The organism is Nautilia abyssi, assembly GCF_055388085.1.
The window spans coordinates 1030153-1053950 of sequence record NZ_AP042376.1; the positions used below are offsets into that span (position 1 = coordinate 1030153).

Below are 23798 nucleotides of genomic sequence, written 5' to 3' on the forward strand. Positions count from 1 at the left end.
AATGTATAATTGCAAACATAATAGTTAACTTGTATATTGGTTACTGGTATACTGGTTATTTGGATGTTGAAACATATATTATTAACAACCATTTTCCATCACTAACATACTAATATACTAATAACAAACACACTAAATTCAAGGAGTAAATATGCCGATGTTAGACAGTTTTTTGGTAGACCACGTAAAAATGCCAAGTCCGGGACTAAGAATTGCCAAACACGTAAAAACGCCAAGCGGCGATATTATTACGGTTTATGACGTCAGATTTGCAAAACCAAACAAAGAGATTATCGACGAAAGGGCAATGCATACGCTTGAACATCTTTTTGCGGGATATATGAGAGACAATCTGCAAAATTACGAAATAATCGATATATCGCCTATGGGATGCCGCACAGGGTTTTATATGAGCGTCATAGGCGAACCTGAAAATGAAGAAGTAATAGATGCATGGAAAAAATCTATGCAAAACGTGCTTGAAACGGATACAATTCCGGAAGCAAACGTTTACCAGTGCGGAAGCTGCTATATGCACTCTTTAGATGGTGCTAAAAAAGTGGCTAAACACATTTTGGACAATGAGATCGTAATTATGGATAACGAAGCCCTGGCTTTAAATCCAGAGAATATTCCAAACGATTGCAACGTTGATGTTTCAAAGGTTAAAATTTTAGGCAAATGAAATTAATAAAAAAAGAATTTCTTTTTTTTATTTTTCTTTTTTTGTTTCTGGTTTTTATAACCGTATACCCAAAAGAAATAAATTATATATATGATTATATAGGTTGGAGCACCATAAGAGCATTAAGCGTGCTGCTTTTATTAACTACGGCTTTGAAACTTTCGAATATATTTGATTATATTTCGGCAAAATTCGTAACTTTCCTGCATACCGAAAAAACATTGGCGCTGTTTTTTGTAATGCTGAGTATGTTTCTGTCTATGTTTCTTACAAACGACATAACTCTTTTTGTAGTAGTTCCTATTACCATATCGTTAAAACATATTATCAAAAACGATATAACAAAACTGGTTATTTTTGAAGCAATTGCAGTAAACGTGGGGTCTTTGCTTACACCTATAGGTAATCCCCAAAACCTGTTTTTATTCAGAGAATGGGGAGTCGGTTTTTACGATTTTTTACGTATTATGAGCCCTGTTTTTGTAATAAGCGCCGTTTTGCTTTTTTTATTTACATTAACAGTGTTTCCGAAAAAACCTTTGGAAATAACCGACATTAAAACACCTAAACCCGATAAATTTTTATTTTTTACGACAATTGTGTTTTTTATTGTTTTTATTTTTGCATTAGAAATGCATTTCGTCAAAATTTTAATACCGGCGGTTATAATGTGGTTTTTAATAATAAAAAAAGAGGTTTTTTTAAAATTCGACTATTTTTTAATTTTTACATTTATACTTATGTTTATTGATTTTAACATTATCAGCAATATTGATTTTGTAAAGAATATAATAAGCTCCATTAATCTAAATTCATTAAATGTCTTTAACCTTAGTGTCGCGGCAAGCCAGTTTATGAGCAACGTTCCCGCCGCTATTTTTGTGAGCAAATTTTCTCACGATTATCAGGCGATAGCTTACGGCGTAAATGTAGCCGGAAACGGATTTATTATTGCGTCACTGGCAAATATAATAGCTCTCAGGTTTCTTAACTCCTCAAAAGCTTATGTTGATTTTCACAAATACTCCATACCGTATTTTATCTTATCTTATCTATTAGTTATTGTAATACTTGGTTAAAAAAGAGAAGTTTTATCTTATTTATGTTAAAATGAGACAAAAATTATCTCAAAGGATCAACATGAAAAGAAGAGAAGCACTAAAAATCGGAGCGCTAGGATTAATGGCGGCAACTGTAACACCGGCAATGGCAAGTAAAGATGAGTACGAAGAAAGCCCGTACAAAAAATACAGAGAAAAAATTTACAACAGAAACAGATATGAAAAAGATTCAAAAAACCCTACAAAAGGCGAACTAAAACACACACCTGAAATAAAAATAGGCAAAAAAGACGCTAACGGATATACCTTAGTAGAAATTACAATAGGCCAGGAAGGTATAATACATCCAAGCAGCGAGAGCCACTGGATTGATTTTATCGAACTTGACGCAGACGGGAAACTCGTTGCAAGAACACTTTTCGAACCGGGCAAAGCTATGGGATATGCGGCATATAAAGTAAAACTTGACGGTGTTAAAAAACTTACAGCCAGAGAAGGATGTAATAAACACGGAATCTGGGAATATACAATTACACTTTAATTCCCTTCTCTGTTTTTCTTAAACATATAAGTGTCTGGCTCTAAAATACACATATCTATGATATGATATTAAATAAACATTTTGATTTTTGATTATTTAAAGAAAATTTAAAAAGAGATTATCTGTGTTTGAGAATCTCTTTTATTTTTTCCAGATTACCGCTTTTTATTAAGCATTTTTCAATCGTACAGAGTTCGTAGCTTTCCCCTTGTTTTAACTCCAGATAAGGATACCCCGTATAAATACATTCCGGTTTTTCAACACTTAAAACATACACTCCGTAATGTTTCATCAAATAGGCTTTGGTTATTGAAGGATAATAAAGAGGATATCTGTTTATATAATAACCTCCCGTTTTTATTATCTCCGTACCCTCCTTCCATAAATTATAATCATAATTCAAAATAGCAAGCCTTAAAAAGTCCTGTGCCAAAACAGAAAGAGACGAAGCGTAAGTGCTGTCGCTAAAATCAGCTTCAATATCATTTTCATAATTCATATACCAAACGTCTTTTTTAAAAATAAAAACTTCTTTTGCTAGTTTATCTGCTGTTTTTATATATTTTTCATTAAAAGTGGCTTCATAAGCGTCTATCAGCGCTTTTATAAGATAAGCGTAATCTTCTAAAAGAGCCTTTGTTTTTGCCTTTTCGTTTTTATTGTATGAATGATACAGTGTTTTGCCTGAATACATTGTTTTTAAAAGAGCATCCAACGTTTCCAAACCTTCTTTTTTATATTTTTCTTCTATACATCCGGCTTTTAAAAGCGCAGAAACAATCATTGAATTCCATGCGGTTATTTTTTTGGTATCTATAAAAGGAAACTCTCTTTTACTTCTGATATCCTGCAAAATTTTAAGAGCATGTCTGTAATTATCAGGTTTTTCCCCTTGTATTACCGGATTGTTTCTTGAATTGAAATTTCCGTATTTTTTTATACCGAAATATTCCATAAGCTCTGAGGCGTTATCAAAAACATTAAAAACGTCTTTTATTTCATCATAAGAATATACGAAATAAGCCCCTTCTTTTCCTTCGCTTTCAGCACTGCTTGCGCTGTAAAACAGACCGTTTTGGTCACGGTATCTGTTTAGCATTTCATCCAGACTTCTAAATGCAGCCGTTTTATAGAGTTCGTTTTTTGTAATATCATACATCCTTAGATACACAAAAGGCAAATTTGCATTGTTATAAAGCATTTTTTCAAAATGTGGAATTTCCCATTTCGCATCGGTAGAATATCTGTAAAATCCGCCTTCAATCTGGTCGAAAATTCCTCCCTGCGCCATTTTTTTAAGAGTGACATTCAGTATTTCAAAAATTTTTTCATCACCTTTAAGCTCATATATATCTATTAACAGATCAAGCGTACTCTCCATAGGAAATTTAGGAGCTCCTTTCATGCCTCCGTATTTAAAATCAAAAGCGTTTAACGCCTCCGTTTGAATTTTTTCAGTTATATTATCTGAAATTTCTGTTTTCTTAACAACTCCTCCGCTTTTTAAATACTCTTTTAAATTTGAAGCGATTTTTTCTATTTTTTCCGGATTGTTTTTCCAGTCATCAGTAATAGATGTAAGAATTTCTTTAAGTCCGGGACCCATTTGAGAAAAATGCGGAGGAATATACGTAGCCGAATAAAACACATCTCCGCTTGGAGTCATTATAACAGTAAGAGGCCACCCTCCGGCACGGTTATGCATTATCTGATATATTTTTTGATACTTTTTATCAATGTCGGGCATTTCTTCCCTGTCGACTTTTATACTTACGAAATTTTTATTTAAAACATAGGCTATTTCTCTGTCTTCAAAACTCTCCCTCTCCATCACATGACACCAGTGGCATGTGGAATATCCTATAGATAAAAATATAAGTCTGTTTTCTTTTTTTGCTTTTTCAAACGCTTCATTACTCCAAGGATACCAGTCCACCGGATTATCAGCATGCTGAAGAAGATAAGGGCTATCGCTGTGTTGTAAATGATTTGCCATTGTTAATACTCCTATTAAAAAAATTATAAATATTTTCACAGCTCTCCTTATAACATAAAAGATAATTTTTGTCTAATTTTAACAAATAAATTTCAATCCCGTATATGCTATAATTACAATAAAAAAGGATACATTATGTCTAAAAAAAGAGTGGCTATAAACGGACTTGGCAGAATCGGAAAAATGGTTTTATGGCATTATGTAACACAAAAACCTGAAAATATTGAAATTGTAGTGGCAAACGGGGGCAGCGGAACTCCTGAAGATTTGGCTTATATGCTAAAATTCGACTCAGTTCACGGCAGATTTCCAGTAAATGTAGAATACACAGACAATTCTCTTATTATTGACGGAAAAGAAATAGCAATCGTCAGCGAAAGAGACCCTGAAAAATTACCTTGGAAAGAGATGAATATTGATATCGTTCTTGAAGCAACCGGTAAATTTACAAAAAGAGACGACGCGGCAAAACATATTACTGCGGGAGCTAAAAAAGTAATTATTACAGCTCCGGGAAAACAAGTGGACAAAACAATCGTTTTGGGCGTAAATCATGACGAATACGATCCTCAAAACCATCACGTAATTTCAAATGCGTCATGTACTACAAATTCGCTTGCGCCTGTTATGAAAATTCTTGAAGACGAATTCGGAGTGGAAAGCGCTCTTGTAACCACAGTGCACGCTTATACCTCAAGCCAGGTGACAATAGACAGAAAAAAACCGGGCAAACACAGAAGAGGAAGAGCTGCGGCCGTAAATATCATCCCGACCACTACAGGCGCGGCAAAAGCGACAATAGAAGTTATTCCGAATTTAGCAGGCAAAATGCACGCAATGGCTCTTAGAGTTCCTGTTGCCGATGTGGCTATTACAGATATTTCTGTAACGCTTAAAAAAGAAACAACCACTGAAGATTTAAACAAAACATTTGAAAAATACGCAAACGGCAAAATGAAAGGTATTTTAGGAATAACTTACGAAGAAGTTGTATCTACCGATATGATAAGCAATCCTCATTCAAGCACTATTGACGCTCTTTCAACCGCCGTAGTTGAAGGTAACAAAGCAAAAATACTTACTTGGTACGATAATGAATTCGGTTATGCCGGAAGAGTTTTGGAACTGGCTCAAATGGTAGCAGAAAAACTATAAGAAAGGGACGGATTTTTATCCCTTTTTTAATTTTCAGATTTTAATATTTTATTTATATATCCGTTGCTTACACCTAGAAATCTGGCTATTTCGGTATATTTGTATCCGGCTTCTTTTGCAGCCATAATTGCATCTTTTTTTTCTTCATACTCTTCAAAAAAGTCGCTTATTTTTTTGCGTATTACTTTTAGCTCTCCGTCTACTTTAATAATCTTAGGCTCATTATATATCTCTTCAAGTTCAAATTTTTCAAGAGGTTTATTAAGCCATTCTATATATTCTTCAAGAGGTTTTTGGAAAATCATACTGCCTTCGATAATCTCATTGAATTTGTTTTTTTTCAATCTAAGAGCAAGTGACTGGTATTCGTAATCTTTAATATCGTCTACAAGCCCTAACACCAAAGCATTTCTTTCTATATATTTTATAACTTTCCAGCTGTGGTTGTCGTCAAACATCATATAACTTTCAAATCTTCCTTTCCACAAATGCCCTACTCTTCCTGTTTTATAGTTATACCACGCCGCATAAGCCGAATTTAAAAACCTCATAGCTTCACTGAGATTCGGAAGCGTCGTTTCTAATAATATGTGGTAATGATTCGGAAGAATGGTAAAAGCGTGAAAAACGACTTTATAATCATATTTAGTTTTAAGCATCAGTTCCATAAATTTAAAAAAATCTTCTTTTTCGTTAAAAATTTCTGCACCGTTAACACCTCTGTTTACTATATGATAAAATCCGGGATCGTTAACTCTTGGTTTTCTTGCCATTATCTCTCCTTATGTAATAAAAACGACTGTCACTTTTTTATTCTCAGTGCCAGACACTTGATATCGAAATTATAACATATTAATATTCTTTGGTAAAATATGTCACCTTTAAATTGGAGCCGCTATGAAAATCGTAATACTTGACGACAGCAAAGTTTTCTTGTCGTATATCAAAAAACAGCTGCAAAAACTAGGCTATATTGATATATATACTTTTAACGAACCTTCTTCTTTTTACACTTTTTTTGAAAACGGAAACACTGATACCGATGTGGTTTTTATAGATTATCATTTAAAAGAAACAGACGGACTTAAAGTCCTGGAAAAAATAAATCCTCATCTGCCATATACATATAAAATAATGATTACCGGCGACAATGATCCGAATCTTAAAGAACAAGCTCTCGAAACCGGTTATGACAACTTCTTTACAAAAGATATTTCTCTTATAGATTTAAAAGCGCTTTTAAATATGATTACGACCATAAGAAAATTCGTCAAAAAAGAACTTCAAAAAAAAGAAGAGCTGAAAAAACTTCTAAGCTATAAAGAAAAACAAGAACAGATAATACACAGAAAACAGAACAAAATAATGCAAAATGAACTTGAAATGTTTTTTGACGAGAATTTCCTGTTTGAAACTTTTTTTGCTCCGAAAGATATGCTCACGGGTGACACTATTCATACCAAGAAACTTTCGAAAAACGAATATTTCATAGGTGTAATCGATGCCATGGGTAAAGGGTTAGGTGCCTCTTTGACATCATTTAACGCATTGTCCTTTTTAAAACATTCAATAAAAAAAGCCATTGAATATAATGATTTTAACTTCGAAAAACTGGTTAACGATTTCGTAAACTATATTAAAAACATCCTGTTAGACAATGAAATACTGTGCGCTACGCTTGTATATATAAAAAATGACAAAATTTATTATTCCAATTTCGGGAATCCTCCGATACTCTCTTCCAAAAACATAATTCCGGCAAACAATTATCCAATAACAGTAAACACGCAACAAATACACATCGACAGCATTCAAACAGAAAACAAACTGCTGATATCAAGCGACGGAATTTTTGAGTCACCTTATGAAGAAACAATTTATTATAAAAGGCTTAAATCAATATTTCCCAAAATCACTTTTTTAAAAGAGCTCATGGAGGACTTTTACGCTAAATCCCATCAGATTGACGATACCTGCCTCGTTTATATTACGAAAGAGAAAAACGGATTTCAAACTCTTTTTGAAGATACGCTGGAATTAAATAAAAATGCAATTGATCATTTTCTTGAAAAACTGATATCCCAAAATATCCCGCTGATTGAGCAGATTCATCTGATTTTACACGAAATACTCACTAATACATACGAATACGGTATTTTAAATATTGAAAACAAAGATATTCCGGAACATAAAAAAAAGAAACTAAAAAACGATGAAAATAAAAAATTTTTCGCTAAAATTAAATTAAGCAAAAATGAAAATTGGCTGAAAATCGAATACGAAGACACAACAAAAGGGTTCGATGTTCAGACAATAAAAGACGCATTTTACAAAAAATATCACGGGAGGGGGATTAAAATCATAAAGCACCTCTCCTACGGACTGTTTTTTAACGAAAACGGAACGGCAATTAAAATCTTCTTAAAGGTTAAACAATGAAAATAGAAATAAACGGAAACGAAATAAATATAAATTCTCCTGTAGTAACAATTTCTGACGTTGAAAAACTGTTACAGATTCTGACTTCCAAAGAAAACGAACCTCAAATCATATTAAATATTAAATCTTTTTCACTTCCTTCAAGTATTATAGGAGAACTTTTAAGACTTCACGACAAAGGGGTTGCAATTATGATAAATGTTTACGATAATACGCTTTATGAACTTTTAGACGCTTTAAAACTTACACAAAAATTTAAAATAAGGAAGATCTGATGCATTCTATCGTCAAAGACTTTAACCTAAAACTGCTTGGAATCAACCTCTTAACGAGTTTTATTCTTTTATTGTACACATATTTCGAATATCCCGGCGATTTCATCTCCACGGCTTTTGAACATCTTATAATCGCCATAGTTATTCAGGTGGCTGCATATTATCTTTTAAAATATTACGTAATAAACCCTATCCAGGAATACATTTCTATTTCAAAAGAACTAAGCGAAGGGGACGGTGATTTAACAAAACAGATCAGTATTAAACAGCACAATGAAATCAAACAGGCCGCCGATTATATAAACAAATTTATTTCAAACGTAAGAGAAGTGATTATCGACATAAAAAACACAAGTTCTATTGTGTCAAATAATACAAAAGAACTGGAAAATATTGTAAAACAGCTAAAAAGCACAATACACCAGACAGACGTGGAAGCAAGCGAAATTTCAAAAATATCCAATACGCTGGCACAGCATCTTGACAAAACGGAAGCATCAGTGGCTTCAACTACAGATACATTAATAAAAACAGCCGACTTTTTAGAAAATTTCAGCAATTCTTTAATAAAAACAACAGATGAAATAATGAAAATAAATTCAAAAGAGCAGGAACTAAACAACCTCCTTCACAATCTGAACTCTCAAACCGAAGAAATAAAAAACGTTTTACAGATAATTTCAAGTATTACCGAACAGACCGAGCTTCTTGCACTAAATGCGGCTATAGAGGCTGCCAGAGCGGGAGAACACGGAAGAGGGTTTGCGGTAGTTGCGGATGAAGTCAGAAAACTGGCGGAAGAAAGCGCTAATTCTCTGGTAAATATAGAAACCATTATCAAAAACATTACTCAAACCATTGATTTAACCTCAAATGAAATCAACAACAACTCTGAAAAAATGAATGTTTTAGCCTCTCATACTAACGAAATCACCACACAGCTGGAGCAAATCCTGCAGATGAATAAAGATAATATATTATATGCCAAAGACGCTACTAAGAACGTTACCATCATGGCGTTTGAAGCAAAACAGCTCATGACCCACACTGAAAAACTTACCGATATTTCCACACAAAACGTTTCAATAGCAAAATCGATTTCAAAAATTACGGATATGCTAAAATCCGCATTCAGCAAACTTTATAAAGAAGTGTCAAGATTCAAAGTGTAAACAGGCAAATCTGTAATCACAGAATTTACACATATCTTTCTCTTCGCTTCTTTTAATCTCTCCTGATATAGAATCAAGCTTTTTTTCAAGACTTTTAATATCCGAATCCACTTTTATGAGTTTTACGTTGTATATGTCCCAATAATATATTTCGCTCTCAGGCATCAGATATTTATATACTTCTGCCTGCGTTAAATCTTTCAAATAATCCTGTTTTTTAGAAGTTTTATAATCATAAATTTTATTTCCTATGACCCTGTCGGCCCTTGCCTGAATGATGAAATTTTTATATTTTCCGGAAGGAAGCTGTATTTCGCACTGCGCAGGTTTTGTCAGTTCTTCAAAATCTATATAGGCGAATTTTTTTATTTTATCCTCCCACTCCGATTTAATTTCAAAATACTCTCTTTTAGAACAGTTTTTCAAAAGTTCCGACATTATACGGGAGAAGTACTCTTCCGCAGAGCCGGGCTGTGTTTTTAAAACAATCTGCAGTGCGTTATGCAGTCTGCTTCCGAAATAATCTTTATCCTCATCGTTTTTAATGTTTAATACATACGAAAAATAATATTTCATAGGACACTCAAGCAGCGTTTTGAGCTTGGTAGGGGTGATTGTTTCCGGAAGCTCAAACGCTCCTTTATATTCATAAAATTCAGGTTTGCTTGTTTTATAAACGGCCTGGGAATAATACTCATCCCTGTTTTCCCCAAAATCCAGACCCAGTTCGTATAAAAATCTGCTGGGTTCCTTTTCTTCGTTTTTCACATATGAAATTTTGGCAAATTTGGCATTAAGCAAAATATTATAATAATAGTTTTTCTGCAGAGCCTCTTTGTCTTTTCTGGTAGGCAGTTTTGCTTTTTTTCTTATTGCAGAATTTAAAAAGAAATCTTTATCTCCCACGTTAGGCACAAATTCATCGTTAAAATCGGCTATAATTACTCCGTCAAATTTCATACCTCTGCTTTCAAGCACGCCCATAACAGTAACTTTTCCGCCTTTAACGTCGTCAAAAGTAAGGTTTTTAAATCTTTCCAAAAGAAAATGCAGTATTTCTTCTTTGGAATAATGTTTTAACGCATCCAGCTTTGAAATTTTATAAATCTCTTCATCAAGAAGCTTTCTTTCTTTTAACGTTGCATGCTTAAGCACAAACTGCAGTATTTCGTCAAAAGTGTTCAGTTTTTCAAATTCTTCAATTTTTTCTTTTGCCTTCAGATAAGAAACCTCATCTTTTTGCACAGTATAATTATAAACAGCCTCCAGCATAATATAAATCTGCGAATGTGTAAAACTTTCCCCCATGGCAAAATTGAGATTGTTTTTCGTATCCAGCAGTTTCAAATACCTGCTGTATGTTTCATCCGGCAGAATTACTGCTATTTTTTCCGGTTTAACACCTTTAGCGACCATTTCTTCTATACTGGCAAAAATATATGAAGTCTGAGCTATTCTGCTTGAAAAATGCTCAACTTCAACATCCGCCATATTAGGCAGGGGCTTATAATCCAAAACTATGTTTTGATGTATATCAAACCTGTATTCTCCTAATTTAAATTCTCCGAACATTTTTCGTATAAGATTTCTGTTATACGGAGTAACCCTGAAAACCATTTCTACAGGCACGGGTATGTTTTTTATAATTTCCAGATCCGTTTTGGGCAGATATCCGCTTAAATATATTTCCGTTTTATCTATATTCTCAAAAAAGTTTCTGTTTATTTCGTATTCTTCCAAAACGGTTTTATCATACAGGGAATTTGCTTTAAGCAGTTTTTTATATTCATAATAAATCTCTTTAAGCACAGACAGATGCTCTTCATATTCCAGGTAGGTGTCTGCCAGTTCAATATCTTCAATGGATCTTTTCTCAAGATAAATCTCGTTAAAAAACGAGATAATAAATTCAGCATTCTTAAAAAAATTTAAAAAATCTTTTTTTAAACCCAGTTTTTCTATATCAATATTTTCCAAAGCTTTATATAAATAAATTTTTTTAAGATCGCCGTCTATTAAAGAAGCGTTTTTTACAATTATACATTTATCTAAAAATTCGCCTATAGTAATAAGTTTAGGAAGAAATGAGTCGTTTTGGCTTTTTACAAACTCTCTTATCTCCCTTTTGGTGCTGAAAACCTTTAATATCATATTTTTTCGACTCTGATAATTCTGTTGCCGTCAATAACCACTCTTACTTTATCTCCGGCCTGAATGTTTACGCCTTTGACAATAGCTACGATATTTCTGCCGTCGTCAAGTTTTATATACAGTTCTTCGCCGTTTGCCTTATCGGCTTCATATCCTGCATAAGCTCCTCCAAGGCCTCCTAAAAGTGTAGTCAATACGTTTCCTTTTCCGTTTCCAAAAAGACTGCCTATTACCGTTCCGGCTATGGCTCCCGTCATTACTCCGGTTCCGTTATCTTTGATAATAACTTTTTTTACACTTGTAACAACTCCTGTTTTATAGGTATACATTACATTCACGTCGCTTAACGCAACTTCATTTGAATTATACATCTGGGTACATCCAGTAAATAAAACGGCTCCCAGTCCAAGCGCCATAATCATTTTTTTCATAACCGTCCTTTTTTTATTAGTATTATACATTATTGCAATTAAATTAAATTAAATTCCTGAAAATTAGTTTCACTTATTTTTAACTCATATAATGTATTATTAAAGAAAAAAAGAGGTTCGCAATGCAGGTAATACAAGATATTAAAAGTGAAATTTCAAAAGTTATCATAGGACACGGGCATTTAATAGACTCAATGCTTATAGGACTGATTACAGGAGGCCATCTTCTTGTGGAAGGGGTTCCGGGTATTGCCAAAACAAAAAGCGTTTTAACTCTGGCAAAAACAATCGGTCTTGATTTTAAAAGGGTTCAGTTTACGCCGGACCTGCTTCCGAGCGACATCACGGGAATTGAAATATACAATCCTAAAACTAATGAGTTTGAAATAAAAAAAGGGCCTGTTTTTACAAATCTTTTACTTGCGGATGAAATCAACAGAGCTCCTGCAAAAGTCCAAAGCGCCCTGTTGGAAGTTATGCAGGAAAAACAGGTAACCATTGCAAAAGAAACGTTTAAACTTTCCCCTCCTTTTTTAGTAATAGCGACTCAAAACCCTATTGAGCAGGAAGGAACCTACCCTCTTCCCGAAGCACAGCTTGACAGATTCATTATGAAAATCAACGTAACATACAACTCTTTAGATGAAGAAATACTTATAGTCAAATCTCAAAGCGCCAAAGAGCCGTCGCAGGTAGCGACAATAGACGATATTTTGAACCTGCAAAAAAAACTTGACGAAATACATATGGACGAAGAACTTTTAAAATATATAGCAAAAATAACGGATGCGACCAGAAATCCTCAGAAATACGGTCTTGAAACAGCTGAATACATCGAATACGGCGTAAGTCCGAGAGCTACAATAGCTATGTACAACTGTTCAAAAGCGTATGCAATGATCCAAAACAAAGACTATGTCACTCCTCTGGACATTGTAAAAGTAGCAAAAGACGTATTAAGACACAGAATTATTTTAAATTATAAAGCGGAAATAGACGAAATATGCATTGAAGACGTAATAAACGACGTAATAAAAGCCATTCCGATTCCTTAAAAGGCTGAAACTAAATGAAAACAAAAGCACTGGTTTTAAAAACCAAAAAGAGAATTTTCGGAGCGTTGCTTGGAAGAAACCTCTCCAAATTTAAAGGTAACGGACTTGATTTCAGGGAATTTAGGGAATATAACTATGGAGAAGACTCCAAAAAAATAGACTGGAAAGTATCCGCGAAAATAAACAAACCCTTAGTAAAAGAATATGACGAAGAAAGGGAGCTGAGAATTATTATAGCCGTTCTTAAAAGCGGCACGCTGTTTTTCGGAAGCAAAAGACTTAAAACGGAACTTATAGCCGAAATTATAGCTTCTTTGGGATTGGCCGCCTTGGAAGAAGACAATAAAATACAGCTTGTGTTTTTGGGTAAAAATAAAAAAATATTCAAACCTACAAAAAATAAAAAAAGCGTTTACTCTTTCGTAGACTACACGCTTAAAACAGACTATTTACAAGAAGACTACACTCAAAGCGACATCGATTTTCTCAACAGCTTTAAAAAATCCCTTCTGTTTATTATAGGGGATTTTTTTAAACCTGTAGAACTGAGAAACCTGAAACATGAAACATATGTAATATCCGTAAGAGACAAATTCGAAGAATCTCCACAGTTCAGCGGCTATACGGAAATAGTAGATCCCGTAAGCCTAAATTCGGTAAACGTATATTTTAACAAATCGTCTATAAACAGACTGCAAAAACATATAAACCGCCTTGACGCAAAAATCGCCTTGCAGTGTAAAAAAAGCAAAATACCTTTTACAAAAATATACACGGATGAAGAGCCTATATATAAACTCATAAAGCTGGTGAGGTAACTATGGATCTGTTAAAACAGTTAAAAGACATAAAGCCTAACGCTCATATAATCGACTATCAGTTTTATATATTCGTTATTTGCTGCATTATTACAGTAATGCTTGTTTTATATTTAATATATAAATTTTTCAAAAAGAAAAAACCAAACCCTTATTTGCTGAAACTTCAGAATTTAGACTTTGGCGATTCAAAAAAAACGGCATATGAATTTTGCGAATACGCAAGATATTTTCTGAATGAAGAAAACAGAAAAAATTATGAAGAACTGGCTAAAGAGCTCGAAAAATACAAATATAAGCCTAAAGTAGAAAAACTTGATGAACAGACCAAACAGAAAATAAAACAGTTTATAGAGGACATAGCACAATGAGTTTTGAATATCCCGTATTTTTATTAATCCCGGTTGTTTATCTTTTAATGAAATATTTTTTTACATCCGCCGATGACAGAATAATATTTCCTAATACGCAGCTTTTCGCAAAATCGGTAAGCAGATTTTCTCTGCCGGAATTTTTAATAATTCTTTTTTTATCTGTCGCACTGGCTTCTCCCGTAAAAAGCAAAATCATAACAAACACGTATAAAAAAGGATATAATATCGTAATAGACCTCGACACAAGCGGTTCTATGGAGGAATTTAATAAATTAGGAGCCGCAAAAACAGTAAGCCTGGATTTTGCAAAAAAAAGAAAAAACGACGCTTTGGGACTGGTGGTATTCGGAAACATAGCTTATATAGCCTCGCCTCTTACTTTTGACAAGAAAACGTTTAATGATATTTTAAAAAGAATATACGTATCAATCGCAGGAAATAAAACAGCTATTTACGATGCGCTTTTTTTATCGTCAAACCTTTTTAAAAACACGAAAGGCTCAAGAATTATAATACTTCTGACAGACGGTATGGACAATGCAAGTATAACACCTCTGGATGTGGTTATTAAAAAACTGAAAAAAGAGCATATTAAAGTATTCGCAATCGGCATAGGAAGCGATGCCGACGTTAACGTTTTACAAAAAATAGCCGACTCGACAGGCGGTAAATTTTATCTTGCATCTTCTTTGGAAGACCTTCAGCAGATATATAAAGACATAGACAAACTTACAAAAAGCAAAATAAAATCCAATATTCAGATATTAAACACATATTATTACCAGTATCCGCTTTTTATAGCTATTTTACTGTTTTTATTTTACTTATACCAATACAGGAAGAACATATGGAATTTCTAAACGGTTATTTTTTATTGTTGCTGCTTATTATACCTGCGTTGTTTTTAATAAAAGACAAAAAGCTTCCTTTTTCAAAAGAAGTCGCACAAAAAATAACACTAAAAGGCAAAATACCTAAAAAATTAAAATTTTACATTCTGCTTGCAAGTTTCGCTCTGTTTGTAACAGCGTTAAGCAGGCCCGTTATCGACAACGGGTACATAACAATAAAAGCTCCTGTTCAAAACCTTGTAATAGCCCTTGATATAAGTCACGAAATGGACAAAACGGATCTTTATCCGAACAGATACAAATTCGCTATTTCTAAAATAAAAGTTCTCTTAAAACATCTTAACTCCCAAAATACGGCTCTGATACTGTTCGACAAAAACGCATATCTTATTTCAGCCCCTACAAAAGATTACGAATCGTTGATATATCTGCTTGACCATACTGATATCAAAGACATGCAAAGAACTCAGACAAGCGATATAAACAACATGATTTCTTCAGCAAAAAAACTCGTAAAAAATCCTAAAATAGTTATTTTTACTTCGAATATATACATTCCTAAAAAAGACAATATTTTCGTATATCTGTGTAAAAAAGCGGATATCAGAGCAAACAACGTTTTTCAGGCGGAATACTCCAACAACAATATAAAAACGCTGGCAAAACTTCTTAATTCGTCAAAACATAAAGATATAAAAATAAAAGACAAAACGGAACTGTTTTATTTTCCTCTCGGACTTGGAATGATTCTGTTTTTCTTTGTAATATTTTTTCCTCTTAGGAGAATAAGATGAAAAAAATACTCTTTTTACTTATAGCAGTAAATCTTTTCGCTTTCGATTTTTTTACTATAAAAAAAGCGGATGAATATTATAAAAAAGGACATTATCTTTCAGCGGCAAAAGAATATGAAAAAATACATTCGCAAAAAGCCCTTTATAATGCGGCAAACAGTTACTATAAAGCCGGAGATTACAAAAAAGCGATTTCTCTTTACAGTAAAATTAATGAAAAAGATTTAAAATTTCAAAAATATTATAATACGGGTAACGCTTATGCTCTTTTACATCAATATAAAAAAGCCATAGAAGCATACAAAAAAGCATTAAAAATAAAAAAAGACAAAGATGCGGAATATAATCTAAAACTGATAGAAAAACTGCTAAAACACAAACAGCAGCAAAAGAAAAACAACAAAAAAAACAATAATAAAAATAAAAAGAAAAAAAACGGCAGTCAAAATAAACAAAACGGTAAAAACAGTAAAAACAATAAAAATAAAAACGGAAATAAAACAAAAAACAAAAAACAAAATAAAAATAATAAAAACACTCAAAAAAACAGACAGCAAAACAATAATAAAGAAAAACAGAATAAAAAAACAGCAAAACAGCAAAATAAAAAACAGGAAAAAATGCAAAAACAGCGAATTGTGAAAACAAAAGAAACAAATACAAGCGATATCAGAATGAAATTTTATGAAAAACAGTTAAAATCTCTGCAGTTTAATACATTACTGATACCATTAAAAGGAAACGAATGAAAAAGATACTGTTATTTTTAATACCTATTTTGATGTTTGCGTATGTCAATGTAAGCGTAAACAAAAAAACAATTTACCCTGGTGAAGAGGTAATTTTTACAATCGAAGCCACCGGAAACAATATAAAGTTTCCATCCATAAAAAATATAGACGGTTTTCCAGTCCAGGGTACGGCGGTTACGCAAAATATAACCATATTAAACGGAAACATGCAAAAAAGTGTTTCCAAAAGCTATATATTCTTTCCGACAAAAAGTGTTACTATTCCGTCATTTACGGTAAATGTAGACGGAAAAGATTTCAAAACAAAATCAATTAAAATAACGGTAACAAAGCCTAAAGAAAGCAAAAACGGCAATTTCAAACTTAAACTCTCCGTAAATAAAACAAAAGCTTATATAGGAGAACCTTTAGTATTTAAAATCAAATTTTTTCAAAAAGAAGGTACTTCCCCTCAAAGTATAGAAATACAAAAGCCGAATTTCAACAACTTTTATACAAAACAGATTTCAAAAAAAGAATATATTAAAAAAGGTTTTGATATTACCGAATATTCGTTTTTAATAATTCCTCAAAAAGCCGGAGATTACAAAATAGGGCCTATTCTTGCAAAAGTCGGATATTTAAGCAAACAGACGCCTTTCCAAGATCCTTTTTTCAATCTGATGACCTCTACCCTAAAATATACAAATATTTTTTCTAATCAGGTAGATATTAACGTATCTTCAATCCCGGCCAACAGCGTTTACGGAAACTTTAAAGCATATTTCAGTGCCGATAAAACAAAAGTAAGCGCAAACGAACCGGTAAAAATAACCCTAAATATCAGCGGATGCGGAGATTTTTACGATTTACCGGATTTTAAACTGAACATTCCTAACGCTACGGTTTATGAAAACTCTCCGGTAATTAAAACTTTTATAAAAAACGACAGTTTATGCGGCACTTATACAAAAGAATTTACTCTGGTATCCAATCAAAGCGTATCAATACCTCCTATCGAATTTAAAGCCTTCGACGGAAAACTAAAAACGGTCAAAACCAATAAACTCCTTATTACGGTTAAAAACTCTAAAAACAAACCACCTGTGCACACAATATCAACACATACAAATCAAAAAATAATATATAAAACAAAAACAAACTACATTCTTCTTGGCCTTGTGTTTGTAATAGGAATAATAGTGGGTATTTTAAGCGTATATTTAATTAATTTGAAAACATCTGCAAATAACGATTTAATAAAACAGATAAAAAAAGCTGATGAAAAAGAGCTGTTCAATCTGCTTTTAGAATATTCATATTATCCTGAAATCGAAAAAGTCTTAAAAGACCTTGAAGAAAACATCTACAACAATAAAAAAAATAAAATAGATAAAAAGAAAATTATCAAAATTATTAAATCGATAATAAAGAAATGATTTTTTTCTTTTTTCTCTCAAAAATCCCTTGACATCAAAAAAGTTATTGCGTATAATTTCAGTCCACAACGACAAGTTGTGAAAGAAAAGCTGACCCGTTAGCTCAGTCGGTAGAGCATCTGCCTTTTAAGCAGAGGGCCGTTGGTTCGAATCCAACACGGGTCACCATGTCCCCTTCGTCTAGGGGTCTAGGACACCGCCCTTTCACGGCGGCGACAGGGGTTCAAATCCCCTAGGGGACGCCATTAATTCCTAGACCGGTCGCTTAGCTCAGTTGGGAGAGCACCAGCCTTACAAGCTGGGGGTCGCAGGTTCGAGCCCTGCAGCGACCACCATTAAATGAGGAGCCGTAGTTTAGCTGGTTAGAATGCCGGCCTGTCACGCCGGAGGTCGCGGGTTCGAGTCCCGTCGGCTCCGCCATTACTTCAAGAATCTCGTAAATTCGGTATCTTTTAAAAATCAACGGGGTAAGTGTCAGTCGTTTTTGGCGGATTTTTACTGACAATATAACTGACAATTTATATTCTATAAAACATTTGCAAATCAGTTTTTATTTCACTCCAAACATTTAATTTTGTTTCTACTATCCTTATTCCGAATTTATCAATTAACCCCCACAGTAACTTGCTTACTTTAATATCAATTCCCCAAAATTTCAAATCATACATTAGGTTTTTAGAAGCAGTTTCAGACCATTCATTAAAATAAATATCATTTCCGGTGATATCGAAAAAAGTGATTTTAATTTCGATGTTTTTGTCGCATATATTCATTGAATCCAAAAACTCATTTATTTTAAAATATTTTTTTATACTGTCCTTTTGAACGGCTTTATAAATTTTATCCTTCTTCTTTATAAGAGGAATTAAATTTTTCTTATATTCCTCTTCTAATTCAATCACATCATTTGTAGTAATTTCGACATTATTTTTTATGATTTTATAATCCTCGGTAATCCAAATATCTAAATAACTGATATAAAACGGAAAAATTTCCGGCTGTTTGAAAAATATCTCTTTGTTGTTTTCAATTGCCTCAAAATCCAAAATAAAATGTTTTGCAAATTTGTCCTGAAATAAAAAATGCTCATCCAAATCTTTTATAAATCTAAAACATAAATCTTTCCCCAATTTTTTTATTGCTTTTTGTGGAATTTTATATTCCAAAGACAACCTCAGATTTAAAATATATTTTAATCTTTCTAATTCATTTAAAAATTTCCAAAAACCAAAATATTCTTCTAAAATTGTTTTTTTAGAAGTTTCATATTCTGTAACCTTATCGATTTCAAATTTAAAAGTATTAATAAAAACGCTGCCTTTGTTATCCAAATACAAAAGGTAATAAATCATTTCGTCATCAACAAATACAAAAGTTTCTGACATATTAAACCTTAATTTTTTAACAAACTGTATTCAACCAAATCTTTTTCAATTTTAAAAATATTGTTTATTTTTTCTTTTAACAAATCACTTTTTAAAATCTCTTCGGTTGCAAATATTTTATGACTTCCTTTTTTTTCATTATATACAACCTTGCCTCTTGGAAGTTCGTTATAAGAAAAGCATTCTAAAATAGAATTTTTTGTCTGAACTTCTCTCCAATATTTTTTAAACGAATATCTTTTTATTTCTTGATACTCTTTTTTTATCTCATATATTTCATTGTCATATACCCAAAATAAACCCTCATATTTAGTGATATAATCCCAAAGAAGACCGGAAATACCGTTAATTTTATATTTTTCTTCTTTTATGCTTTCTTTAATTAAAATTCCGTTTTTAATCTCGAGCTCGATTATTTCTCTTTTTCTGTAAGGCAATTTACAAGGTTTTCTTTTTATTAGTAGTCTTAATTTTCCGCTATACCATTTAGCAAATTTTTTTCTTTTGCCTATTACTTCCTGGGTTAAATCGTAAGTATTAAATAGTTTATCTACAATTTTACAAAGATATAATTTATTATTTTCTATTGAATAAATAAAATCCCTACATTTTCCAGGAGCGGTGCAAATTACTTTTTTAACTTTATTATATTTATATAACAATTCTGCGCTTATAGGATTTTTAAATATTTTATATATTTTGTGATTATATTTAATCAACGCCCAAGTCGTTTCATTGTTTGGAAAACTCATTTAATCCCTTTTTATATAAATTTTCAGCCATTTGCAAAATCAATTCATGGTTTTTTACTGGTCTTATCAACTTTTCATCAATATTGTCTATTCCATAATATGCTCCTGCAATTTGTCCGTATACAGCACCTACAGTATCGGCGTCATCTCCTAAATTAACCGCTTTTATTAATCCTTTTTCAAAACTATTGGTGTTATAAAAGCACCATAAAGCCGCTTCAAGAGTGTCAATCGCATATCCGCTCGATTTGATTTCATCTTCTTTTTTATGTAAAAAAGAGCCGCCAGTAATATCACTTAAAGCAGGATGGAATGATAACTTTTGAATTTTTGCTAAAACTTCATCTTTTTTACTTCCATTTATAAACCACCACAAAATCGCTCCAAGCAATTTTGCACTATCAACCGCAATGGGAGAAGAGTGTGTAGTTTTTGAACTCTCACCGCTGTAAAAAACCGCTTTTTCAAAATCGGTATGGAAATAAATAACAACTGGAGCAAGCCTCATAATAGAGCCGTTTCCCGAAAATTTTTCATTTCTTAAAGGGGAGATTAAATCGCCTTTTCTTTTATAATTGCTTAAACTTCTAAATACCGTCTGTCCTATGTCAAAGGCTTTATGCTTGGAACTAAAAAGCCCATCTTCCAGCCATTTTAAATATGTATCGAGCTGGTCTTTTAAGTCAAATCCTTTTCTTAACAGCGAATCGCCAAGACACAGAGCCATAGCCGTATCATCCGTATATTCTCCAACCTTAACTTTATATCTTCCACCGCTTGTGTAATAAGTTATTTTAAAACTGCCTCTTTTTTTAAACTGAACGGGAGCACCCAACGCATCGCCTATTGCAAGACCTATAAATGTTCCTTTGGCTTTAGTTAGCATTTATTTGTTTTTTTATTTCATTAAGTTTTTCAATAAATTCTTCTATGATATTTTCATTATTATAATCAATCGGTTCATAATAAATATAACTATTACCAAAAGGATGCTCTTCCCATTTTTTTAAGTTGCCAATATTTGAAATTTCATCATCAGTAATTATTTGAATACTAAATGGAATATTGTATGCTTTCCATAATTCAAAATCAACTCCAAACCAAATTTTGACTGTATCACTTTTATTATGTTTTAAAAAATATCCATAAAATTCGGCATTTTGTTCAGTAGTAGATTTATTATTAAGTATATCTACTTTGTTTTTTACATTTTCAACTATTTCAAACATTTTTTCAATTAATTCCGGAACTGCTACATTTGTAATATTCACTGTTTCTCCTTTTAATAAATTTTTCTCATAATTCGAAAATTTAATTTTTTTAATTTCAAACCAATTTTTCAATGCATTAATAAAATCATTTATGTAAATATTTAATTCACTCAATTCATCTTTTTCAATTATTTTTATAAACTCTTCCCAATATCTTATTTTTTTATCTTTCAATAGGTCTTTATAAAAAAAAGCCTTTGGAATAAAATATATAACTTCTCCAATTTTTTTCGTTTTTTCTATATATTTTTCATAATCTTCATTTTTTTGATGAGCGGAAAGGTTTGTATATAGATTGGTTTTTATTTCAATAATATAAATTTTTTCATCTGCTTCTAAATACAAATCCGCTATACCATATTTTTTGTTATCAATGCTTAATTCATATTGTGTATAAATATTTTCATCTTCGATATTTTCTTCAATATCTAAAAATTTTAAAAATTTTTTTCTAAAACTTTTGTATTGACAAAATGTTTTAATTAATTCTGTTACATTGTCTTCTTTTGTTATGATTGATTCAAATATATTCATTTTATCCTCCTTTTTTGTATTATAACTTCTCAATTTTAAAATTTTTAAGTTTTGAAGTTTGAATTTTTATTTTCTCAAATATTTTATTGAGAATATTAAGATAGTTTTTATCATTTGGCTCTCCTAAATAAAACTTCTTATCATACATTGTTATTGCAGCAAATACACCGGGAAAAGGATAAAAGTAAGTTATTTCTTTTTCAAACGGCTCTAAAACAATTATTTTAAAGAGTTGTTTGTGTATAAAAGAAGTTACCTTGCCTTCATTGTAAAATAAAATTAATTTATAATTTTTATTTTGAAAATTAAATGTAATTTTGGCTGCTTTCATGTTTTTCCTTTATTTTAATATTGCTTTCAAAGGCATATACAAATCAATCTTTTATTTCTTACAAAAAAAATAGAAAACCAATGAAAAAAATCTTTTATGTGTAATTTTGTTACATAATACTTATAAAGTTTCAAAAATTCCCCTAAAAATCAATTGTATATGTTTTATTCGGATTGATTTTATGTTTGCGTTCGATTTGTTTCTCAACCTCTTTTTCTCTTTCATTTAGTTTCGTATAAGGTCTGCTCTCTTTTTGATAGAAATTTTCAAGTTCGGCTCTTGTTTTTTCATAAAGTTCTTTGAAATAGCTAACCTTAGCTTTCAAAATCTGATTTGCTTTTATTTTCAGTTCTTCAAACTTTTCTTTGGCTTTAAGAAGTTTTTGTTTTAACTCTGCGTTTTCTTCTTTTAATTTTTGATTTTTCTTTTTAAGTTCTTCGTTTTCTCTGATGATTTGAATGACGTTTTTATCGGAATCCGTTTTGCATACCGTATTGACGATTTTTATCGCTATATCTTTTTGGATAACCTCTTCTTTGCTAAATACCCCTTTTTCTTCTGCATATTTTTCAATAAGCTCTTTTTGTCTTTTCTTGATTCTTTGTTTAATTTCATTTTCAAAATTTTTCAGTTTTTCGACAGCCTCTTTAAAGTTTTTAGCCTTCAAAAGTTTTTTAATTTCGGATAAGGCTTTGTAATCTGCTTGTGAAAATTCTTTTTCTTTTCCCTCCTGCCCGTTTTTTTCATTGAAGTTTTTCATCTCTTCTCTTAATAGTTTGATTTGCTCTTCAAGTTCTTTTTTGGAAATTTTAAGTCCCTCGATTTGATTGTCTTTTTCGATAAGTTTCTTTTTAAGTTCTATAACTTCTTGATTTTTTAATTTCATAGCTTCTTTGTATTCATAAGTATCCAAGCGCTTTCTTTTCGTTTCCCTTGCGCTTCTGCCTCTTTCCATTCCAAGTATTTCGGAAGCCCAGTCCTGCATTGCTCGAAAGTGTCTTGTTTTTATTTTCCTCTTGATTGAGAATCCGTTTTCATCAAGTCCTGTAAGCATAATATGGGCGTGTTGGTTAATGTGCTTATTTCCGTTTTCGTCAATATATCCCTCATCACGATGTATGGCTATTTGTAAAGGCGTTGCCCCAAATTCATCTTCAAATTTTTTGGCAAGTTTTTCAAGCTCTTCCATTGTCGTATCTTCTTTGATGTTAACCACAAGGCTTAATAAGGTTTGAGTTTTCTTTTGAAGTTTACGACCCGTTCTTTGAACGTATTTTTCCGTTCTCTCTTTTAATAGCTTTTGGTATAGCTCCAATGCTGCTTTTGCACTTCTGTTAACGATAACTTTGTTTTCTTTAAAGATTGAATTTTTAGTCGGTTTGCTTCTATCGTTGTGAAAAAATTCTCCAATTTTTCCCTTTTCCAAATGAACGCTTGCGATGTTACCCATAATTACTCCTTTTGTTTTTCAAGCACGCAGACATCAAGCGAACTTGTGAGCTTGTGTCAAGTGCGTACGCACTTGACACCTCGTCGCAAGCTCCTCGTGTCAGTGCT

General features: G+C 32.1%; 24 protein-coding genes and 4 tRNA genes. 18 read left to right on the forward strand and 10 right to left on the reverse strand.

Going from position 1 to position 23798, the window contains the following annotated elements; all coding sequences use genetic code 11:
* Window positions 1-151: 151 nt before the first annotated feature.
* The 3 genes from luxS to ACZ5EP_RS05230 all read left to right on the forward strand — a co-directional run bounded on the left by luxS (window position 152) and on the right by ACZ5EP_RS05230 (window position 2287).
* Window positions 152-685 (forward strand): S-ribosylhomocysteine lyase, encoded by a 534-nt coding sequence (luxS, locus tag ACZ5EP_RS05220; RefSeq protein ID WP_464508243.1) that lies wholly within the window; start codon window positions 152-154, stop codon window positions 683-685.
* A complete protein-coding gene (locus ACZ5EP_RS05225; protein WP_464508244.1) occupies window positions 682-1764 on the forward strand; it encodes an SLC13 family permease in 1083 nt (360 codons plus the stop codon). Before luxS ends, ACZ5EP_RS05225 begins: the two co-directional genes overlap by 4 nt.
* Before the next feature lie 61 nt (window positions 1765-1825).
* On the forward strand, window positions 1826-2287 hold the full coding sequence (locus ACZ5EP_RS05230) for a desulfoferrodoxin family protein (protein ID WP_464508246.1): 462 nt from the start codon (window positions 1826-1828) through the stop codon (window positions 2285-2287).
* 118 nt (window positions 2288-2405) lie between these two features.
* Here the strand turns inward: ACZ5EP_RS05230 and ACZ5EP_RS05235 are convergent, their stop codons facing one another.
* Window positions 2406-4322, reverse strand: coding sequence for a thioredoxin domain-containing protein (locus tag ACZ5EP_RS05235; protein WP_464508247.1), 1917 nt, complete (start codon window positions 4320-4322; stop codon window positions 2406-2408).
* A gap of 96 nt (window positions 4323-4418) precedes the next feature.
* Between ACZ5EP_RS05235 and gap the strand changes: the two genes are divergently transcribed.
* Window positions 4419-5438, forward strand: coding sequence for a type I glyceraldehyde-3-phosphate dehydrogenase (gene gap / locus ACZ5EP_RS05240; protein ID WP_127679553.1), 1020 nt, complete (start codon window positions 4419-4421; stop codon window positions 5436-5438).
* Window positions 5439-5464: 26 nt separating this feature from the next.
* Here gap and ACZ5EP_RS05245 read toward each other — a convergent pair whose 3' ends face one another.
* Window positions 5465-6211 carry a transposase gene (locus ACZ5EP_RS05245; protein WP_127679552.1) on the reverse strand — a complete coding sequence of 249 codons (747 nt, stop codon included), beginning with the start codon at window positions 6209-6211 and terminating at the stop codon, window positions 5465-5467.
* 124 nt (window positions 6212-6335) lie between these two features.
* Here ACZ5EP_RS05245 and ACZ5EP_RS05250 point away from each other — a divergent pair, with 124 nt between their 5' ends.
* From ACZ5EP_RS05250 to ACZ5EP_RS05260, 3 genes are read left to right on the forward strand one after another with little or no spacing between them, the layout of a single operon-like run.
* On the forward strand, window positions 6336-7877 hold the full coding sequence (locus ACZ5EP_RS05250) for a response regulator (protein WP_464508249.1): 1542 nt from the start codon (window positions 6336-6338) through the stop codon (window positions 7875-7877).
* The gene (locus ACZ5EP_RS05255; RefSeq protein WP_127679550.1) at window positions 7874-8152 is read left to right on the forward strand and encodes a hypothetical protein; all 279 of its coding nucleotides are present in this window, start codon (window positions 7874-7876) and stop codon (window positions 8150-8152) included. Before ACZ5EP_RS05250 ends, ACZ5EP_RS05255 begins: the two co-directional genes overlap by 4 nt.
* Entirely contained in the window at window positions 8152-9324 is a 1173-nt protein-coding gene (locus ACZ5EP_RS05260) for a methyl-accepting chemotaxis protein (RefSeq protein WP_127679549.1), read from the forward strand. Before ACZ5EP_RS05255 ends, ACZ5EP_RS05260 begins: the two co-directional genes overlap by 1 nt.
* Here the strand turns inward: ACZ5EP_RS05260 and ACZ5EP_RS05265 are convergent.
* Together ACZ5EP_RS05265 and ACZ5EP_RS05270 are read right to left on the reverse strand one after the other, a co-directional pair.
* On the reverse strand, window positions 9307-11475 hold the full coding sequence (locus tag ACZ5EP_RS05265) for a PD-(D/E)XK nuclease family protein (RefSeq protein WP_464508250.1): 2169 nt from the start codon (window positions 11473-11475) through the stop codon (window positions 9307-9309). The genes ACZ5EP_RS05260 and ACZ5EP_RS05265 overlap by 18 nt on opposite strands.
* The gene (locus ACZ5EP_RS05270; protein ID WP_127679547.1) at window positions 11472-11906 is read right to left on the reverse strand and encodes a glycine zipper 2TM domain-containing protein; all 435 of its coding nucleotides are present in this window, start codon (window positions 11904-11906) and stop codon (window positions 11472-11474) included. The genes ACZ5EP_RS05265 and ACZ5EP_RS05270 overlap by 4 nt, the downstream gene beginning before the upstream one ends.
* A gap of 122 nt (window positions 11907-12028) precedes the next feature.
* On the opposite strand from ACZ5EP_RS05270, the gene ACZ5EP_RS05275 reads away from it, so the two are divergent.
* From ACZ5EP_RS05275 to ACZ5EP_RS05325, 11 genes are all read left to right on the forward strand, one after another.
* Entirely contained in the window at window positions 12029-12961 is a 933-nt protein-coding gene (locus ACZ5EP_RS05275) for an AAA family ATPase (protein WP_464508251.1), read from the forward strand.
* Window positions 12962-12975: 14 nt separating this feature from the next.
* Window positions 12976-13779: a DUF58 domain-containing protein gene (locus ACZ5EP_RS05280; RefSeq protein WP_464508252.1), complete on the forward strand. Its 804-nt coding sequence runs from the start codon at window positions 12976-12978 to the stop codon at window positions 13777-13779.
* A 2-nt stretch (window positions 13780-13781) separates the two neighbouring features.
* Window positions 13782-14150 (forward strand): hypothetical protein, encoded by a 369-nt coding sequence (locus ACZ5EP_RS05285; RefSeq protein ID WP_464508253.1) that lies wholly within the window; start codon window positions 13782-13784, stop codon window positions 14148-14150.
* The gene (locus ACZ5EP_RS05290) at window positions 14147-15013 is read left to right on the forward strand and encodes a vWA domain-containing protein (RefSeq protein WP_464508254.1); all 867 of its coding nucleotides are present in this window, start codon (window positions 14147-14149) and stop codon (window positions 15011-15013) included. The genes ACZ5EP_RS05285 and ACZ5EP_RS05290 overlap by 4 nt, the downstream gene beginning before the upstream one ends.
* Complete coding sequence (locus ACZ5EP_RS05295; RefSeq protein ID WP_464508255.1) at window positions 15001-15798, forward strand: vWA domain-containing protein; 798 nt, start codon at window positions 15001-15003, stop codon at window positions 15796-15798. Before ACZ5EP_RS05290 ends, ACZ5EP_RS05295 begins: the two co-directional genes overlap by 13 nt.
* Window positions 15795-16547: a tetratricopeptide repeat protein gene (locus ACZ5EP_RS05300; RefSeq protein ID WP_464508256.1), complete on the forward strand. Its 753-nt coding sequence runs from the start codon at window positions 15795-15797 to the stop codon at window positions 16545-16547. The genes ACZ5EP_RS05295 and ACZ5EP_RS05300 overlap by 4 nt, the downstream gene beginning before the upstream one ends.
* Entirely contained in the window at window positions 16544-17968 is a 1425-nt protein-coding gene (locus ACZ5EP_RS05305) for a BatD family protein (RefSeq protein ID WP_464508257.1), read from the forward strand. The genes ACZ5EP_RS05300 and ACZ5EP_RS05305 overlap by 4 nt, the downstream gene beginning before the upstream one ends.
* A 92-nt stretch (window positions 17969-18060) precedes the next feature.
* A tRNA-Lys gene (locus ACZ5EP_RS05310) sits at window positions 18061-18136 on the forward strand.
* 1 nt (window position 18137) lies between these two features.
* Window positions 18138-18213 (forward strand) — tRNA-Glu (locus ACZ5EP_RS05315).
* A 14-nt stretch (window positions 18214-18227) separates the two neighbouring features.
* A tRNA-Val gene (locus ACZ5EP_RS05320) sits at window positions 18228-18303 on the forward strand.
* An 8-nt stretch (window positions 18304-18311) separates the two neighbouring features.
* A tRNA-Asp gene (locus tag ACZ5EP_RS05325) sits at window positions 18312-18388 on the forward strand.
* Between the two features lie 98 nt (window positions 18389-18486).
* On the opposite strand, the gene ACZ5EP_RS05330 is transcribed toward ACZ5EP_RS05325, so the two are convergent.
* From ACZ5EP_RS05330 to ACZ5EP_RS05355, 6 genes are all read right to left on the reverse strand, one after another.
* Complete coding sequence (locus ACZ5EP_RS05330; protein ID WP_464508258.1) at window positions 18487-19353, reverse strand: hypothetical protein; 867 nt, start codon at window positions 19351-19353, stop codon at window positions 18487-18489.
* An 8-nt stretch (window positions 19354-19361) separates the two neighbouring features.
* A complete protein-coding gene (locus ACZ5EP_RS05335) occupies window positions 19362-20105 on the reverse strand; it encodes a hypothetical protein (protein WP_464508259.1) in 744 nt (247 codons plus the stop codon).
* The gene (locus tag ACZ5EP_RS05340) at window positions 20086-20991 is read right to left on the reverse strand and encodes an ADP-ribosylglycohydrolase family protein (protein WP_464508261.1); all 906 of its coding nucleotides are present in this window, start codon (window positions 20989-20991) and stop codon (window positions 20086-20088) included. Before ACZ5EP_RS05340 ends, ACZ5EP_RS05335 begins: the two co-directional genes overlap by 20 nt.
* A complete protein-coding gene (locus tag ACZ5EP_RS05345; RefSeq protein ID WP_464508263.1) occupies window positions 20981-21910 on the reverse strand; it encodes a hypothetical protein in 930 nt (309 codons plus the stop codon). Before ACZ5EP_RS05345 ends, ACZ5EP_RS05340 begins: the two co-directional genes overlap by 11 nt.
* A 19-nt stretch (window positions 21911-21929) precedes the next feature.
* Window positions 21930-22241: a hypothetical protein gene (locus ACZ5EP_RS05350; RefSeq protein WP_464508264.1), complete on the reverse strand. Its 312-nt coding sequence runs from the start codon at window positions 22239-22241 to the stop codon at window positions 21930-21932.
* 142 nt (window positions 22242-22383) lie between these two features.
* Complete coding sequence (locus ACZ5EP_RS05355; RefSeq protein WP_464508266.1) at window positions 22384-23691, reverse strand: hypothetical protein; 1308 nt, start codon at window positions 23689-23691, stop codon at window positions 22384-22386.
* Window positions 23692-23798: the final 107 nt, after the last annotated feature.

Bases quoted from the DNA above. Each gene is read 5' to 3' on its own strand.
- ACZ5EP_RS05330 (WP_464508258.1), bottom strand. From the start codon at position 19,353: ATGTCAGAAACTTTTGTATTTGTTGATGACGAAATGATTTATTACCTT.
- ACZ5EP_RS05245 (WP_127679552.1), bottom strand. From the start codon at position 6,211: ATGGCAAGAAAACCAAGAGTTAACGATCCCGGATTTTATCATATAGTA.
- ACZ5EP_RS05335 (WP_464508259.1), bottom strand. From the start codon at position 20,105: ATGAGTTTTCCAAACAATGAAACGACTTGGGCGTTGATTAAATATAAT.
- ACZ5EP_RS05295 (WP_464508255.1), top strand. From the start codon at position 15,001: ATGGAATTTCTAAACGGTTATTTTTTATTGTTGCTGCTTATTATACCT.
- gap (WP_127679553.1), top strand. From the start codon at position 4,419: ATGTCTAAAAAAAGAGTGGCTATAAACGGACTTGGCAGAATCGGAAAA.
- ACZ5EP_RS05275 (WP_464508251.1), top strand. From the start codon at position 12,029: ATGCAGGTAATACAAGATATTAAAAGTGAAATTTCAAAAGTTATCATA.
- ACZ5EP_RS05285 (WP_464508253.1), top strand. From the start codon at position 13,782: ATGGATCTGTTAAAACAGTTAAAAGACATAAAGCCTAACGCTCATATA.
- ACZ5EP_RS05305 (WP_464508257.1), top strand. From the start codon at position 16,544: ATGAAAAAGATACTGTTATTTTTAATACCTATTTTGATGTTTGCGTAT.
- ACZ5EP_RS05270 (WP_127679547.1), bottom strand. From the start codon at position 11,906: ATGAAAAAAATGATTATGGCGCTTGGACTGGGAGCCGTTTTATTTACT.
- ACZ5EP_RS05280 (WP_464508252.1), top strand. From the start codon at position 12,976: ATGAAAACAAAAGCACTGGTTTTAAAAACCAAAAAGAGAATTTTCGGA.
- luxS (WP_464508243.1), top strand. From the start codon at position 152: ATGCCGATGTTAGACAGTTTTTTGGTAGACCACGTAAAAATGCCAAGT.
- ACZ5EP_RS05350 (WP_464508264.1), bottom strand. From the start codon at position 22,241: ATGAAAGCAGCCAAAATTACATTTAATTTTCAAAATAAAAATTATAAA.
- ACZ5EP_RS05225 (WP_464508244.1), top strand. From the start codon at position 682: ATGAAATTAATAAAAAAAGAATTTCTTTTTTTTATTTTTCTTTTTTTG.
- ACZ5EP_RS05355 (WP_464508266.1), bottom strand. From the start codon at position 23,691: ATGGGTAACATCGCAAGCGTTCATTTGGAAAAGGGAAAAATTGGAGAA.
- ACZ5EP_RS05290 (WP_464508254.1), top strand. From the start codon at position 14,147: ATGAGTTTTGAATATCCCGTATTTTTATTAATCCCGGTTGTTTATCTT.
- ACZ5EP_RS05250 (WP_464508249.1), top strand. From the start codon at position 6,336: ATGAAAATCGTAATACTTGACGACAGCAAAGTTTTCTTGTCGTATATC.
- ACZ5EP_RS05300 (WP_464508256.1), top strand. From the start codon at position 15,795: ATGAAAAAAATACTCTTTTTACTTATAGCAGTAAATCTTTTCGCTTTC.
- ACZ5EP_RS05265 (WP_464508250.1), bottom strand. From the start codon at position 11,475: ATGATATTAAAGGTTTTCAGCACCAAAAGGGAGATAAGAGAGTTTGTA.
- ACZ5EP_RS05230 (WP_464508246.1), top strand. From the start codon at position 1,826: ATGAAAAGAAGAGAAGCACTAAAAATCGGAGCGCTAGGATTAATGGCG.
- ACZ5EP_RS05255 (WP_127679550.1), top strand. From the start codon at position 7,874: ATGAAAATAGAAATAAACGGAAACGAAATAAATATAAATTCTCCTGTA.
- ACZ5EP_RS05340 (WP_464508261.1), bottom strand. From the start codon at position 20,991: ATGCTAACTAAAGCCAAAGGAACATTTATAGGTCTTGCAATAGGCGAT.
- ACZ5EP_RS05345 (WP_464508263.1), bottom strand. From the start codon at position 21,910: ATGAATATATTTGAATCAATCATAACAAAAGAAGACAATGTAACAGAA.
- ACZ5EP_RS05260 (WP_127679549.1), top strand. From the start codon at position 8,152: ATGCATTCTATCGTCAAAGACTTTAACCTAAAACTGCTTGGAATCAAC.